The organism is Comamonas sp. 7D-2, from assembly GCF_022749555.1.
GTDB lineage: Bacteria > Pseudomonadota > Gammaproteobacteria > Burkholderiales > Burkholderiaceae_C > Comamonas > Comamonas thiooxydans.
The window spans coordinates 3,037,952-3,051,883 of sequence record NZ_CP094238.1 but is presented as its reverse complement, the minus strand read 5'-3'; the positions used below and the strand labels follow the sequence as shown (position 1 = coordinate 3,051,883).

The 13,932-nt window shown below is 58.1% G+C and carries 14 protein-coding genes; 9 read left to right on the top strand and 5 right to left on the bottom strand.

What is annotated here, in order from left to right:
• Positions 1–48 precede the first annotated feature (48 nt).
• Together MPZ60_RS14005 and MPZ60_RS14000 are read left to right on the top strand one after the other, a co-directional pair.
• The gene (locus tag MPZ60_RS14005; protein ID WP_034359127.1) at positions 49–2,235 is read left to right on the top strand and encodes a TonB-dependent siderophore receptor; all 2,187 of its coding nucleotides are present in this window, start codon (positions 49–51) and stop codon (positions 2,233–2,235) included.
• Between the two features lie 11 nt (positions 2,236–2,246).
• A complete protein-coding gene (locus MPZ60_RS14000; RefSeq protein WP_034359125.1) occupies positions 2,247–3,764 on the top strand; it encodes a PepSY domain-containing protein in 1,518 nt (505 codons plus the stop codon).
• Between the two features lie 112 nt (positions 3,765–3,876).
• On the opposite strand, the gene MPZ60_RS13995 is transcribed toward MPZ60_RS14000, so the two are convergent.
• The gene (locus MPZ60_RS13995; protein WP_187771879.1) at positions 3,877–4,506 is read right to left on the bottom strand and encodes a TetR/AcrR family transcriptional regulator; all 630 of its coding nucleotides are present in this window, start codon (positions 4,504–4,506) and stop codon (positions 3,877–3,879) included.
• 86 nt (positions 4,507–4,592) lie between these two features.
• Between MPZ60_RS13995 and MPZ60_RS13990 the strand changes: the two genes are divergently transcribed.
• Both MPZ60_RS13990 and MPZ60_RS13985 read left to right on the top strand, forming a co-directional pair.
• Positions 4,593–4,829 carry a hypothetical protein gene (locus tag MPZ60_RS13990; RefSeq protein ID WP_034359120.1) on the top strand — a complete coding sequence of 79 codons (237 nt, stop codon included), beginning with the start codon at positions 4,593–4,595 and terminating at the stop codon, positions 4,827–4,829.
• Positions 4,822–5,559: a siderophore-interacting protein gene (locus MPZ60_RS13985; protein WP_034359119.1), complete on the top strand. Its 738-nt coding sequence runs from the start codon at positions 4,822–4,824 to the stop codon at positions 5,557–5,559. Before MPZ60_RS13990 ends, MPZ60_RS13985 begins: the two co-directional genes overlap by 8 nt.
• 247 nt (positions 5,560–5,806) lie before the next feature.
• Here the strand turns inward: MPZ60_RS13985 and MPZ60_RS13980 are convergent, their stop codons facing one another.
• Entirely contained in the window at positions 5,807–6,058 is a 252-nt protein-coding gene (locus MPZ60_RS13980) for a hypothetical protein (RefSeq protein ID WP_034359117.1), read from the bottom strand.
• 396 nt (positions 6,059–6,454) lie between these two features.
• Here MPZ60_RS13980 and MPZ60_RS13975 point away from each other — a divergent pair, with 396 nt between their 5' ends.
• From MPZ60_RS13975 to MPZ60_RS13965, 3 genes are all read left to right on the top strand, one after another.
• Positions 6,455–7,318: a DMT family transporter gene (locus MPZ60_RS13975; protein ID WP_034359139.1), complete on the top strand. Its 864-nt coding sequence runs from the start codon at positions 6,455–6,457 to the stop codon at positions 7,316–7,318.
• Between the two features lie 213 nt (positions 7,319–7,531).
• Positions 7,532–7,840: a hypothetical protein gene (locus MPZ60_RS13970; protein WP_034395478.1), complete on the top strand. Its 309-nt coding sequence runs from the start codon at positions 7,532–7,534 to the stop codon at positions 7,838–7,840.
• Positions 7,841–8,314: 474 nt separating this feature from the next.
• A complete protein-coding gene (locus tag MPZ60_RS13965) occupies positions 8,315–8,482 on the top strand; it encodes a hypothetical protein (protein ID WP_165571726.1) in 168 nt (55 codons plus the stop codon).
• A 115-nt stretch (positions 8,483–8,597) separates the two neighbouring features.
• Here MPZ60_RS13965 and MPZ60_RS13960 read toward each other — a convergent pair whose 3' ends face one another.
• Together MPZ60_RS13960 and MPZ60_RS13955 are read right to left on the bottom strand one after the other, a co-directional pair.
• Positions 8,598–9,350, bottom strand: a complete 753-nt coding sequence (locus MPZ60_RS13960) for an SDR family oxidoreductase (RefSeq protein ID WP_012838488.1) — start codon at positions 9,348–9,350, stop codon at positions 8,598–8,600.
• Positions 9,351–9,552: 202 nt separating this feature from the next.
• Positions 9,553–9,735: a hypothetical protein gene (locus MPZ60_RS13955; protein WP_034359111.1), complete on the bottom strand. Its 183-nt coding sequence runs from the start codon at positions 9,733–9,735 to the stop codon at positions 9,553–9,555.
• A 285-nt stretch (positions 9,736–10,020) separates the two neighbouring features.
• Here MPZ60_RS13955 and MPZ60_RS13950 point away from each other — a divergent pair, with 285 nt between their 5' ends.
• Positions 10,021–10,239 (top strand): hypothetical protein, encoded by a 219-nt coding sequence (locus MPZ60_RS13950; protein ID WP_034359109.1) that lies wholly within the window; start codon positions 10,021–10,023, stop codon positions 10,237–10,239.
• Positions 10,240–10,953: 714 nt separating this feature from the next.
• Here the strand turns inward: MPZ60_RS13950 and MPZ60_RS13945 are convergent.
• Positions 10,954–11,490: an isoprenylcysteine carboxylmethyltransferase family protein gene (locus MPZ60_RS13945; protein ID WP_034359106.1), complete on the bottom strand. Its 537-nt coding sequence runs from the start codon at positions 11,488–11,490 to the stop codon at positions 10,954–10,956.
• 798 nt (positions 11,491–12,288) lie between these two features.
• On the opposite strand from MPZ60_RS13945, the gene MPZ60_RS13940 reads away from it, so the two are divergent.
• The gene (locus MPZ60_RS13940; RefSeq protein ID WP_316249330.1) at positions 12,289–13,932 is read left to right on the top strand and encodes a ShlB/FhaC/HecB family hemolysin secretion/activation protein; all 1,644 of its coding nucleotides are present in this window, start codon (positions 12,289–12,291) and stop codon (positions 13,930–13,932) included.

The window sequence follows — 13,932 nt, the reverse complement described above, 5'->3', positions numbered from 1 at the left end:
GTCGGGCCCAGTCCTGCACGGCCGATCTCACTTGCACGCAGATAGTTCATGACCCATCCCTCTTATGGCGCGATGCCCAATGGCAACGCGAGTTCTCCTTCGCCCGCCTTTTTTCAACGCAACAGCGTGGCCCTGGCTGTGGCCCATCTGTCATTGGCTGTTCCTCTTGCAGTAGCGAGCTCTGCCAGTTGGGCACAAGCCGACGTCACCCTGGACACGGTTACCGTACGTTCATCGGGGGACACTCCTTTGGAGCGCCCAGTGGGCACCGGCAGCCGGCTCGACCTCAATGCACGCGACACTCCGGCCAGTGTCGAGGTGACCACGCGCGAGCAACTGGAAGCTCGCGGCGACACTTCTCTGGTTGACGCAATCACGCGATCTACCGGCATCACCAGTCTGGGACATCCGGGCAACAGTGGCAGCGCGCTCTCGGTACGAGGTTTCACGGACTCCACCTCGGTCATGCGTCTATACGACGGTACGCGCCAATACGGGGGAGTCGGCGTGAGTTTTCCCTTCGACACCTGGTCTATCGACCGCATAGAAGTGCTGCGCGGACCTGCATCCGTAATCTACGGTGACGGCGCTATTGGCGGCGTGGTCAACGTGATCCCCAAAAAGCCCACGCGCGGACCTGTTCAAAATGAAGTCCAGGCCACGGTGGGAACCAGAGGCAAACGTGCATTGGCCTTCGGCAGCGCAGGCGCGATCAATGAGCAATGGTCCTACCGACTCGATGTCAGCGGCGACCAATCGGATGGCTGGGTGGATCGTGGCGATTCCAGCAATCGGACGATCTCCGGCGCTCTGCGCTGGGATGTGACACCTGACTTCAACTTGCAACTCTCGCACGCACAGGGCCGGCAAAAGCCGATGCGTTACTTCGGTACACCGCTGGTCAACGGAGTACAAGACCCAGCGCTCCGAGAGCGCAACTACAACGTTGCCGACAGCCGCATCCAGTTCAAGGATCGCTGGACCGAACTGGCTGCCCAGTGGGCCCCCGGCAGCAATGTCGTCATACGAAGCAAGCTCTATCACATTGGCAGCGACCGCCATTGGCGCAATGCTGAAGCGTACCGGTACAACGCCGCTACGGGATTGATTGACCGCTCGGACAACACCGAGATCGGTCACGACCAGACGCAGACAGGCAACACCACGGATGTGAGCTTCCATGGCAGCTTGCTCGGACGTCCAAACCAACTCTCCCTGGGCTTCGACGTGAACCGCGCATCGTTTCAGCACACCAACAACACTTACACCGGCAGCTCCGGTCCGGTCGATCCCTACAACCCCGTCCCGGGCTACTACAGCAGCTCCGTACCCTTCATTCCCCGCTATCAAAACAAGGCCGAGCAATATGCGCTGTTTGCGGAAGACCGGCTTGAACTGACGGATCGCTGGTCTGTCGTGGCGGGCACGCGCTTCGACCATGCGGACCTGGCGCGCCAGGATCTGGTGGCGGGCAATCAGGCTTTCAAACGCAGCTACTCCAACACCGGTTGGCGACTTGGCTCGGTCTACAAGCTAAGTCCTCAACTGTCCCTGTATGCGCAGGCATCCAAGGCCGCAGATCCGGTGAGCGGCCTGCTGATGCTGTCGGCGGCTAATTCCGCCTTCGACGTATCGAGCGGCAAACAGTTTGAGGTCGGTATCAAGCAATCCTTCTGGGACGGCAAGGGTGACTGGACGCTTGCGGCGTATTCCATCACCAAAAACAACTTATTGACGCGAGACCCAGCAAACCCCGCTCTGCGCATACAGGTTGGCGAACGCTCCTCCAAGGGCATCGAGGGCACCCTGTCGATGCAAGTCAGCAAGGCCGTGCAGATTGATGCCAACTTTGCGCTGCTCAAGGCTCGCTATGAGGATTTCAGCGAGTCCGTGGGGGGCATCGCTGTTTCACGAAATGGCAATATTCCCACCGACGTGCCGGAGCGTGTCGCCAATGTTTGGGTGAGCTGGAAAGTCGTGCCTGACTGGACGCTGTCCGGCGGCCTTCGCCATGTGGGCAAGCGCTATGCAGACAATGCGAACACCTTGAAACTGCCTGCCTACACCACGGCAGACCTGGCGCTGCAATGGAAGGCAACCAAGGCCACCACGTTCACGCTGCGCGGCTTCAACATCTTCGACAAGCACTACTTCACGACCTCCTACTACACCAACACGCAGTGGTTCGTCGGGGAAGGGCGACGTGTTGAGCTGACACTGAACCATCGCTTCTGAGCGCGCCGCCGATGTGGACTTCCGCCCAAGCCAAGCGGCTTGTGTTTCTGGTGCATCGATGGACCGGGGTGGGTGCATGCGTGCTGATGGCGCTCTGGCTCTTCAGCGGAGTGGTGATGCTCTTTGTCGGCTACCCCAAACTGTTGCCGACGGAGCGCCTGCAGGCATTGCCTTCCCTGAGCACTGACCAGAGCTATCTGCCTGTTGAGGCAGCTCTGAAGCAAAGCCAGTCTGCCGACAAGGTGCAGCAGATTATGCTCACCACTATTGCGGGCCGCCCCAGCTACCGCCTCAAGGAGGCGGACGGCACGCTGCGGGTGGTTGATGCCGACACGGGCGTTGTTGCGCAGCCGCCCGACGACGCAGCGGCCTTGCGCAGCGCCAAGGCCTTCCTGTCCGAAGCAAATGGAGTGCTGCAAGGTCGCACGCAGGACGACCGCTGGACACACTCCGCATCGCTCGATCCCCATCGGCCTCTCATCAAGGTCCTGATGGACGATTCCGCATCAAGCCTGTTGTACATCTCGTCGACCACTGCCGAGGTGGTCATGGATGTACCGCGCCATCAACGCTACTGGAACTACGTGGGTGCCTGGCTTCACTGGGTGTATATGGTGCGTGAAGGCTCCAAAGACCCTGTGTGGAGCTGGCTGGTCATCGGGCTCTCGGCATTGGGAACCGTCTCCGCCATTGCCGGTGCCTTGGTGGGCATCTGGCGATGGCGCTTCCACGGTCGCTACAAATCCGGAGCCAAGACGCCGTATCGGGAGTTCCAGATGCGCTGGCATCACATCACCGGCCTCGTATTTGGAGCGATGATGATCTGCTGGATCTTCAGCGGCCTGATGTCCATGAATCCGCTGGGGATCTTCAGCCCGCAAGGACCTCGTCCCGATCTGCGCGCCTATCAGCATGCAGGTTCAGGAAGCAATCCCTTCAGGTTCACCACGCACGAAGCGCTGACACTGCTCGGTGCCGAGGGGTTTGACACGCGCGAGGTCGAATGGAAAGTACTGGATGGGCAGCCCTATCTGCTGGCCTTCAATGGACTAGGGGAGACCCGCATCGTGTCCGCAAGCCTTGCTGCGCCCCAGATGGAGAGGGAACTTGACCGTTCGAAACTAGAACAGGCCGCGAAGAAGCTGTTCCCTTTTGCCATTCGCTCGACCACGTTGCTGAACGAGTACGACGCCTACTATTACCGTCGGGGTGAGGCCTCGATGTATTCAGCAGCGGCGCGTGATCTGCCCGTGCTCCGGATGCAATTTGAAGATCCGGGAAACACCAACGTATACATCAGCCCGTACTCAGGTGATGTTGTGCTGAGCCTGGACCAAAGGCAGCGTACAGGACGGTGGCTGTTCAATTTCCTGCACAGTTGGGATCTGCCGTGGATGCTGCGCCACGCCTGGCCGCGTGATGCCATCCTCGTTTTGCTGAGCATTGGTACGTTGGCTCTGGCACTGACCGGCATCGTGCTGGGATACAGGCGACTGAAGCTGCTCATCGGGCATAAACGCCGATTTTGATCTTGGGGATGGTGCAATCGAAGAGCGTCGCCTTCATGCCAGGGCGTTAGCTGTTCCCGCGAGTACCAGGCACTGAAGCCAGCCGAGGCTGGTTGTCCCTAAAGCACGACCTTCATGTGGTGCGCCGCGAGCCGCCACAGAGATAGCCAATCAGCATCTCCACGATGGCCTGCTCGGTCTTCTGGATCGGGTGGGGCGTTCCGGGAGGAATGACAGCGGCATGAATCAATGACTCCATGGTCCGCAACACAATCCAGGTGGCGAGATTCAGGTCTTCCTGAATGACTTCATCCCGATGCTCCTCCAGCAGCTGACGAATGCGGCAATGAATGCTTTGATCGGCCGCGCTCTGATCCGATGGAGCATCAAAGAACGGAAACTCTTTCTCCAGCACCTGGTGCAGCTCGGGAGCAACCTGATGCGCCGCCAGCCATGCATGCACGATGGCTGCCAGCCGCTCCAGCAATCCTGGCGACGTGGTGGCCGCCAGGACGGTTTCCATGGCTGCGTGCATTTCTACCGCGTGCCGTTCATGCAGGGCCGTGATCAGGGAATCCTTGTTGGGAAAGTACTGGTAGACGGAGCCGACGCTGACCCCGGCGCGTTCGGCAACCAGATTGGTATTGGTTCCTGCATAGCCGCGCTCGCTCAAAACGCGAGCCGTAGCTTCAAGAATTGCATCGACCAAGGCCCGTGAGCGGTTCTGGCGAGGGATTCGTCGTGGTTGTGGCAGGGTCGGCATAGGTTTGTCCGAACGCGAGTTTTCAATGCGAGCAATGGCTCATATTCTTTCACATATCGAGCAAATGCTCATATTTGGAGTGATCGATGTCCATTCGTTCTCATGAAGCGGTGGCAGCAGCGGCCTGTCAGCCGCCCGCCATCAATGCATTAATCAAGCTGCTGCCAGTCACACAGGCGGTGTTCACCGGATTTCCGATCATCGGGACGCAGTCTGTGGCGGCCTTGCTGTCCCGGGCATGGTTCGGCATCTTTTTCGCCCCATCCCTGCTGGTCGCAGTGCGGCTGCTGACCTTCTTGCCCCAGGGAGTGCGCCATGCATGAAATCGACCACAAGCCGCGCACAGCAAGAGCCGTGGGAGTCGTGCAGGCAGTTCATTCCATCACTCCACATATGCGGCGAATCACGGTGGGCGGTGACGAGATTGCCGCATTTCTTCAAGTGCAGGGCGTCGATGAACCAGCCGCCTGGGTCAAAGTCTTTCTTCCCACCGGGGAAGGGCGTGCGTACACGATACGAAGTATCGACTTCAAGGCCGGAACGCTGGATCTGGACTTTGTTCTGCATGGAACAGGATCCGGCTCCGGTCCGGCCTCTGAGTGGGCATCTCGGGCTTTGATTGGCGAACACATCGGAATCGCAGGGCCTCGCAGCGGCGGTTTCCTGCTCCCCGGCAATACACAATGGGTCATGCTGGCAGGCGATGCAACCGCTTTGCCCGGCATCCAGAGCATTGCCAGCCGTTTGCCCGCCGACATCAATGCCAAGGTCTATGCGGAAGTGCTGTCGCCAAGTGAGCATCAGCCTATCGACAGCCTGGCCAAGCTGCGTGTCCAATGGATCAATGCCCAGCCGGAGCCCGGCCTGAGCCTGTGTCAGGCACTGCTGCACCGCCCCTTGCCGACAGGGCCTGGCTACATCTGGATTGCGGGAGAGTCTGCGGCCATCCGTAGCCTGAAGCATCATTACTTTCAAGAGCGAGAGTTGCCCAGGCACGGCTTGAGCGCGAAGGGATACTGGAAGTCCGGGGCGGCCGACCACCGGGAAGCGTGATGTGTTTCTCGAGTACCTGCTGTCGGCGGGGCTGATGACGGGTAGCTGCGCTCACCCGGATTCGACGGTGAGCAAGCCGGCAAGTCCGCTCAGGCGATGGCGGCGTTTGAACTCCTGTCCTTGGAATCGTCGGCTGCCATCGGGCCTGGGAAGATGGTTTGGAGCCGTGATCCACCCAGCCGGCATCATGCAAGCCGCCAAAGAAAAAGCCCGCGTCATGGCGGGCAGGTCTTTGTTGCGCAACAAGTCAAGGGCGCAAGTTGACGGTCTTCGAATATCTGTCGAGGTGCTCCAGCAGGCGCTCGTAGAGCTCATCTGTCGCCATCGAGTTCAAGACCTCCGCCTTGATCTCTTCGGCGCGCTGGCTGAAGTTGTGTTGCAGATTGCTTTTCTTGTTGTCATCCAGCGTTTCGATCAGGGCAATGAGAAGTGCTTCTTGCGCCATGATCTGGCCTTTCATCATCCTCAGCTGGGCGCTTTGATTGCCTAGGAACTCCATCCAACCCTTTCTCTTTCATGATGTGTGTCAAGTTTGAGGAATTATGGTGACTGTAGCTGTCGCGGAAATTTCACCTCCCTCGTTCTCCGAGCTACAGAAAGTGACTGGAAGTGTGCAATTGATGCACAGAGGCCGTGGTGTGGCTTGATTCCTGAATCCGGACCGCAGGCCTGCTGTTTTGGCGACCGGGGCTTTGCTCTTCTAGACATCTCGTGAAGCTGATGGCGCTTGCTGCGCCAGCCGCGTTCTTCCAGCCTGCCGGGCTGAATCTCCGATCCTCCGGCACAGGGCTGGCGCCGGCAGCAAGGCGGGGCTATCTCCATCAAGACAGCAGTTGCTTTGTTACGGACGGATGACATGGAAAAATACCGGGGTTGGTCCATCTACGAGGTTGTGATGCCCTTGTTTCACACCACTGTGTTGACTGGTCTGGCGATGCTGGCCTTTGCCGGCAACTCGCTGCTGTGCCGCCTTGCGCTCCAATCCCACTCCATTGATGCCGCGAGCTTTACGGCAGTGCGCCTGGCTTCGGGCGCGGCCATGCTGGCGCTGGTCGTGAGCCTGAAACGCGCTCCCTCTACCGGTGTTGGCAACTGGACGTCGGCGGGCTTGTTGTTCGCTTATGCGGCGTTGTTTTCCTTCGCCTACGGGAGTCTGTCGGCCGGTGTCGGTGCCTTGCTGCTTTTCGGCGCGGTGCAGGCGACGATGGTGGGCGTGGGCCTTTGTCGCGGCGAGGCACTTTCACCCCGGCAATGGGGCGGATTGGTGCTGGCTTTCGGCGGCCTGGTGGTGTTGCTGCGACCCGGACTCTCGGCTCCGCCCCTGGGAGCGGCTTTGCTCATGCTCCTGGCAGGGGTTGCCTGGGGGCTGTATTCCTTGCTCGGCAAGGGTGCAACTGATCCGATCGGCGTGACGGCAGGAAATTTCTTGCGGACGGTGCCGCTTTCGCTGCTGATGCTCGTGTTGGTGCAGGGGCAGGCCTCATGGAGCACGGCAGGATTGATGTATGCGCTGTGCTCCGGAATGCTGACTTCCGGATTGGGCTACGTCGCATGGTATGCGGCGCTACCTCAGCTGAAGGCGGGGGCTGCAGCATCAATACAGCTGAGCGTTCCCTTGCTGGCCGCCATCGGTGCCGTCTCCCTGTTGGGAGAGCCCTGGACCATGCGGCTGACTCTGGCTGGTGCCGCCATATTGGGCGGTATCTCATTGGTTGTGGTGACCCGGTCTGGCGGCAGGCCTGCTGTGGCAAAAGAGTAGTTGTGCAACCCTTTCACCAGCGCTCTTCAGGAGCCGGGAGAGCAGTGCTTGCAGCATCTTTGCGCTGCTGCGAATGTCACGAGCTTGAATGCACGGGGTGGTCGATGCACCAGCTCCCATGCGCATGCCTGCCGTCGTGCCGACGAACATCGCTTTACACGGGTATCCACCGGCAGGAATAGGCTGTCAGTGCCACTTGTAGAAAGGGCTGCCATGAAAGAGCTAGTTGCACTGACTGCGTTCGCCTTGATATTGACCGGATGCGTGATGCAGAGGCCGGTCAATGGGCAAGGAATGGATCCAGGCTCCCATCAGGTTGAGAAGAATGCGGATCGGGATCTTAGAAACAACGATATTCAACAGCGGGATCGTCCGATCGACTTTGAAAACGACTGGGACCGGGATCACTTTCGTGACCGCGGAAACGAGGGCCGTGAAAATCAAGGCAGCCTGTGGCCGTGGCCGGGCTCCGGATTGAGTGGCGGGCGCACCTATCCGGGAGGCCAAAGCTGGGGCTATTAGCGCAGCGTCACGCGTCAACCATAGTGCTGCAACCCGGCAGCCGGGCATGCATGCCTGGTCGGGCGAACCCATTGCGCGGCGCCTTGGCCGGGATGAGGGGAGGGCACAGCTGCCATCCCACATAGCTGCCATCCCACACAGCTGCGGCGCCCAGGCAGAAGATGAAAAAGCAGGCCGGCTTGCCGTCAAACGGCCACTTGGCCATTTGCATGCATTCCCCGGATGTAAACGGAGCTCCTTCGCCAGCTGGCAGACATTGCGGGGCATGTCAAAAGAAAATTCCTCAAGATGCCGGCAGTTGTTTGCACAAAGCCGGGCTTACACATTGAAAAACCGCGCGAATTCGGTCCGTCTAAACTTCGTACATGAAAAAACTGTTTGGAGTCTCTGCCCTCGTCTTGCTGTTGTCGGGATGCTACGCGGTGGGCCCTGGATACAGCTACGGGTATAGCGATACCTACATCTATCAGCCTTATGGCGGCTCGTACTACTACGGGCGGCCTGCATATGGGCCTGGGTACTACCACCATCATCACGCGCACCGCCCACCGCACCCGGGCCACGGAGGGCATGGAAATCACCGTCCACCGCATGGAGGCCATCGCCCGGGTGGCGGCCATGGTCACGGCCATCGCTGAATGACAGGCCTCGACTGGCGCGGTCGAGCGAAGGCTGAGAAACAGATAACGCCGTGTCACCTGGTGTGACTACCGGAGGGCTCGCCGAGAGGGCTTGCCGTGGTCGGGCGGCTGCCCGGTTAGAGGTTTCCGCCCGAAATCTCGATCAGGCTACCTGTGGTGTATGGCGACTCGTCCGAGATGAGCCATACGATTGCATTGGCAACCTCCAGAGCGGTCCCTCCGCGCTTCATGGGAACGCCGGCGGCCAGGCGCCGAACCCGGTCAGGCTGTCCCCCGCTGGCATGAATATCCGTTTCAATGAGGCCGGGACGGACAGCGTTGACGCGGATGCCTTCCGCAGCCACTTCCTTGGCCAGCCCCAGAGTCATCACATCCACAGCACCCTTGGATGCCGCGTAGTCGACGTACTGGCGTGGCGCGCCAAGTCTTGCCGCAATGCTGGACACATTCACGATGGCTCCACCATGGCCGCCATTGGCAGTGCTCATGCGATGCACCGCTTCGCGAGCGCATAGAAAAGCGCCTATGGTGTTGATGCGAAACATTCGCTCAAGGCGCTGCAAACTGAACTCGGCCAGCGTCTGTGCCGTGTCCACAATACCTGCATTGTTGACCAGGGCGTCCAGGCGCCCGAACTGTACATCTGCCACGGCAAAAAGACGGCGAATCTGCTCTTCGCAGCCCATATCCGCCTGAATGGCCATGGCGTGCCTGCCCATTTCCGTGATTTGCGAGACAACCGCATCGGCTGCCGTCTGATCTGTATTGAAGCTGAGCAGTACATCCCAGCCTGCCGCTGCTGCTTGCAGGGCGGTGGCTGCTCCAATGCCTCGGCTGCCTCCGGTGATGAGCACAACTTTGTTTTTCATGGGGCTCCTTGGTGATCCATTTGATTCTGCCGCGAGTCTCGTCTCCAGCTTCACGGTTCTCGATTCATCTTAGCGCTGCATTTCCTCTGCGACCTAGGCTTGATCCGGTCCAAGTGCTCATGCTTTTGTATCTCAAGGCAACAAAAAACCACCTGTAGAGGTGGTTGAAAACCAATCGCAAGGCTGGATTCAAGAGACAGGGCTACCAGTATCGGTAGTTGTGGCGCATGCGCAGCAGTCTCTCTTCCTCCTGCTTTTTTTCCATGTCTGTGGGCTCTTGCGAGTCTAGTTGGGGCGGCGCAGGGAAATCCTTGTCCATGGAGAACAGCTCCTTGGTGGTTTCCCAGAACTTCTGGATTGGCGGGGGAATACGGCTATCTGGCATATAGACCTCCAGTCCTGGATGACGAATCAAGATTGATCGCCGAGCTCCACAGTACTCTTTTTAATAACCTTGAAGCCCTATCCATTAAGTAAAACGTCAGCTTTGATGCATAAACAGGATGGGGGCGAACGCCAGGAAAAGCAGCGATGCCTCGTTTCCATCGGCTCTGACAAGGCTTCGGGCTGATGGCTCTTGATGCACGGGTTCGGCAATTCAGGTGCCACAGGCTGTCCGAGACTGGCGAGCAGATGCGGCTAGCATGCAAGGCTCAACAGTGGAGCAGAAATGGAAAAGTACCGATTCAATGTGTTTGGCGACATCCTGGCCATAGAGCGCAGCAACTCGGGATGGCGCTGCTTTGCGGTTGGGCTCGATGGAAAGCTTGGCCCGGTGGATCTGGTCGTTCCTCCCGAGATCACTTATGAGGAGCTGCCTCAGTACCTTTATGACATCTACCATGAGAGCGCGGCATTGTCGGATGGCGACATCTTCGAGATATCCTGAGCCTCATCCGGATGCTGCCCGCAACTCGTCAGAGATCTATGGTGCTGCTCCCCATTGTGTCTGTGACTCATTCGCCAATCTGTTCGGCACCGACTTCATCATTGCAAGGAGATGGCCGCCATGACTCTTCAGAAGAACCCGCTCAAAGAACCGGAACCCAAGCCGGATCCGATTGATCCGCCCAATGATCAGCCGCCTGCAGAGCTGCCGGGCGATCCGATAGAGCAGCCCAATGTGTAGCTGCTAAAGCCCGCGAAGTGCAAGCTGTCTTCATTTGCTGGCGAGCATCCGAAGTGGGACCATGACTGCATCAATGCACTCAAGGAGAGCGGCGATGTCTACTCTCATGATTCAACTGATTGGTCTGCAACTGGTCGTCTTGCTGGTGGCCTGGGTCATTTACGAGGTCAGAGACGATTGGACGTAAAAACCGGCTGCAGCAAGCCTCTGCCGCTCGATCAAGTCACTTGCTGGTGATCGAGCGCAAAGCGTCAGGTGGGCAAGTGGCCTATGTGCCCCGCTGATCTGTCCGTGGCAAGCATGGATGCCCTGCAATCTCTGGATGACCGGGCTGAATGGAGTTCTGGGCTGCGCCAGCATCGATGCAGCCTGGTAGCTTGCCTGACCTTGTCTGTCTGCTTGCAAGGCAGCGGTGCATGGCGCCGGATGCGCAGTCAATACCAGCCGGCGTGGCCCGGGCCGGCTCAAATCCTTCTATAGCCAGCGTCGTACCTGCCGACAATAGGCCACGAACAAAACACCAAATTTCGCCTGCAGCGCTCTTTCCTCTGGTCGTATCTGGAAGTGCTGAAGGTAGGCCATGAACAGCGGCACAAGCAGCAATCCTGATAGCTTGCCCAAATACATGGCGAGTGCCAGCAATAAAAGCGCAAAGCCCAGATACATCGGATTGCGTGTCACCCGATAGATCCCGCTGACCACCAGCGCCGTCGATGCTGCCGGGGTGATGGGGTTCACCGTGGTCCGGGCATGCTGAAATGCCCGAACACCGGCGAGGCAGAACGCTCCGCCCAATGCGGCGAGCATGAGAGCCACCATCCATGAAGCAGTGAATCCGATCGGCAAGATACCGGGCAGAAGCCACATTGCCACGGCAAACACAGCGAACAGCGCCATCGGCGGCACCCGCAGCATGAGTAAAGAGGATTTGTTCTGCGGTGGGGATTGAGAAATCATGCATTCAAGCCTAAAGCTTAAAGTGGCTTCATGGTCAATTGTGTGCTGCAGCATGACCTGGCTGCATGCCACGCCATTGAATGCAAGCGGGGCTATGACTTCTGATGCTCAAAAAATACCGCACTATTGCGGGCTTGCATTACCCAGATGTTGGCAGATCAGGACGATAAGCACGGATGCATCAAATCTGGCATTCAGTTTTCGTGGCATATGAACGATATTGCTGAGTTTTCAGTTCCGAAAAATAAGAATTTTCTTATCTAAATCATCGACTGCTTTGATTAGCATGTTCTCTGTCGTCTGATGCTTTCTTGGGCCCATCTCCATATTTCGTCAGTGATCGCTGAGAGCGCCTTCATATTTTTGCTTGTCTTGATCAATGGGGGACCGATTGATACGCCGGTTTTCATACTCATTCAAGAGTGCATTGACTTGCATGACATCGTTGGCGTAGGCGGGCACTGAGGCCGCTGAGTGCTTCAGTCCGGAACCCTGGCTTCAAGGGTGGCAGCCGGTGGAGAAATAAAAAATTCGCCGTTAGCGAAGCTACTTCTCAATCAAATAAAAAAGTCACGAGTGAAAATTGGATTTCACACCTGGCCTGGCCACGGAAAACAGTGAAAGCTCTTTCTACTGCTGTGGAGGTAATTCACTGCAGGAAACTTGTTATTCATTAAATATGCTGCTGTTGTAGCTTTTGTATGCCGGCCATCAGCCATAAACATGGCTGCTTTCATGCGAGAAATAATGACACAAGAAATAAATAGGTCTTTTATGGGGGAGACAGCGCCTGGCAAGCGTTTTCAATTGACGTCACTATTTGTTGCCGTACTCAGCTTTGCAGCTCCTGCTATGGCGCAACTGTCCGGGTCAGCCATTGAACAGCAGCAGTTGCAACGACAGCAAGAGCGTGAACGGGAACTGCGTGAGCGCATGGCTCCCAATGCAGATACCTTGCAGCCGCGGACCAAGGCCATTGCGCTGGAGATGCCGACGAGCGAGATTCCCTGCTTTGCGCTGCACTCCCTTGAATTGACAGGAGAAAAACTTGATCAAGTGCCGTGGCTCAAGGCGGCAGCGGGTATTGATCTGAGTGCCAGGCCTTGCATTGGGGCGAAGGGTGTCGAAGTCATCCTGGCTCGGCTGCAGCAGGCAGTGCTTGAGCATGGCTACGTGACCTCCCGGGTCATGGTGGCTCCGCAAAACCTCCAAAGCGGGGTGCTGACCGTTGCTTTCATTCCCGGCGTTCTCAGGTCCATCCGATTTACCCCGGACAGCACAGGAGACACTTCACTTATTGCAGCGCTGCCGTCCAAACCTGGCGAGCTGCTGCAACTGCGTGATATTGAGCAAGGCTTGGAAAACCTCAAGCGTGTTCCAACGGCAGATGCCGATATTCAAATCACTCCCGCCGAAGGCCCGGATGTCGAACCCGGCCAAAGTGATTTGATGATTACCTATAAGAAAATAAGCCCGCTGCGCTTTAACGTCGCCTTGGATAATGGTGGCACCAAATCTACAGGAAAAGTCCAGGGCACGGGCACCGTGTCCTGGGACAACCCGCTGGGCCTGAATGATCTGATGTATTTCAGCTTCGGCGGTGGTATCGGCAATGGTGGCAACCGTGGCACCGAGACCCGTGCAGCGCAGTATTCCGTGCCTTTGGGGTACTGGCTGGCAGCCCTGTCCGGCTCCTATAACAAGTACCACCAAGGCGTGGCCGGTGCCTATCAAAACTACACCTACAGCGGCGAATCCAGCAACCTGGATTTCAAGCTAAGCCGCGTAGTGTTTCGCAATGCCTCCTCGAAGACAACGGTTGGCATCAAGGCGTTCCAGCGGACCTCCAACAACTACATCGACGATGTGGAAATCGATGTCCAGCGCAGGCGCACCTCGGGCTTTGAGCTGAGCCTGAATCAGCGCAGCTATCTGGGCAATGCCATCCTGGATGCCAATCTGGCCTACAAGCGAGGCACAGGTGCTTTTGCGGCCTTGCACGCGCCAGAGGAGCCCTTTGGTGAAGGCACTTCGCGCATGAAGCTCTTCATTGCCGATCTGGCATTGTCCAAGCCCTTCGAGCTGGGCGGCACCAAACTCAGGTTCAGCAGCAACTGGCATGGCCAGTGGAACAAGACGCCGCTGACGCCACAGGACCGCCTCGGTATCGGCGGCCGTTACACGGTGCGGGGCTTTGACGGAGAAAGCACCTTGCTGGCGGAGCGTGGCTGGTACTGGCGCAACGAACTCAGCACCTCCTTGAGTCTGGGCGCTGCGGGCAATGCCGAAGCCTTTTTGGGCCTGGATACCGGCCATGTCAGCGGGCCCTCTGCGAAGTACCTGGTGGGCCATTCATTGACCGGCGCGGCCATAGGCCTGCGTGGGGCCTGGCGCAAGTTCTCCTATGAAGTCTTTGTGGCAACGCCTGTCAAAAAGCCGGAGCACTTCCGAACCTCCCACACCAACCTGGCTCTGAGCCTGGCTTACAGCTTCTGA

What these genes read in the sequence shown, in the direction of transcription:
- MPZ60_RS13980 (WP_034359117.1), bottom strand. Translation starts at nt 6,058, where the DNA reads ATGGAGTTCCTAGGCAATCAAAGCGCCCAGCTGAGGATGATGAAAGGC.
- MPZ60_RS13975 (WP_034359139.1), top strand. Translation starts at nt 6,455, where the DNA reads ATGCCCTTGTTTCACACCACTGTGTTGACTGGTCTGGCGATGCTGGCC.
- MPZ60_RS13970 (WP_034395478.1), top strand. Translation starts at nt 7,532, where the DNA reads ATGAAAGAGCTAGTTGCACTGACTGCGTTCGCCTTGATATTGACCGGA.
- MPZ60_RS13995 (WP_187771879.1), bottom strand. Translation starts at nt 4,506, where the DNA reads ATGCCGACCCTGCCACAACCACGACGAATCCCTCGCCAGAACCGCTCA.
- MPZ60_RS13985 (WP_034359119.1), top strand. Translation starts at nt 4,822, where the DNA reads ATGCATGAAATCGACCACAAGCCGCGCACAGCAAGAGCCGTGGGAGTC.
- MPZ60_RS13960 (WP_012838488.1), bottom strand. Translation starts at nt 9,350, where the DNA reads ATGAAAAACAAAGTTGTGCTCATCACCGGAGGCAGCCGAGGCATTGGA.
- MPZ60_RS13950 (WP_034359109.1), top strand. Translation starts at nt 10,021, where the DNA reads ATGGAAAAGTACCGATTCAATGTGTTTGGCGACATCCTGGCCATAGAG.
- MPZ60_RS13945 (WP_034359106.1), bottom strand. Translation starts at nt 11,490, where the DNA reads ATGCTGCAGCACACAATTGACCATGAAGCCACTTTAAGCTTTAGGCTT.
- MPZ60_RS14000 (WP_034359125.1), top strand. Translation starts at nt 2,247, where the DNA reads ATGTGGACTTCCGCCCAAGCCAAGCGGCTTGTGTTTCTGGTGCATCGA.
- MPZ60_RS13940 (WP_316249330.1), top strand. Translation starts at nt 12,289, where the DNA reads ATGGCGCAACTGTCCGGGTCAGCCATTGAACAGCAGCAGTTGCAACGA.
- MPZ60_RS13955 (WP_034359111.1), bottom strand. Translation starts at nt 9,735, where the DNA reads ATGCCAGATAGCCGTATTCCCCCGCCAATCCAGAAGTTCTGGGAAACC.
- MPZ60_RS13965 (WP_165571726.1), top strand. Translation starts at nt 8,315, where the DNA reads ATGGCGGCTCGTACTACTACGGGCGGCCTGCATATGGGCCTGGGTACT.
- MPZ60_RS14005 (WP_034359127.1), top strand. Translation starts at nt 49, where the DNA reads ATGACCCATCCCTCTTATGGCGCGATGCCCAATGGCAACGCGAGTTCT.
- MPZ60_RS13990 (WP_034359120.1), top strand. Translation starts at nt 4,593, where the DNA reads ATGTCCATTCGTTCTCATGAAGCGGTGGCAGCAGCGGCCTGTCAGCCG.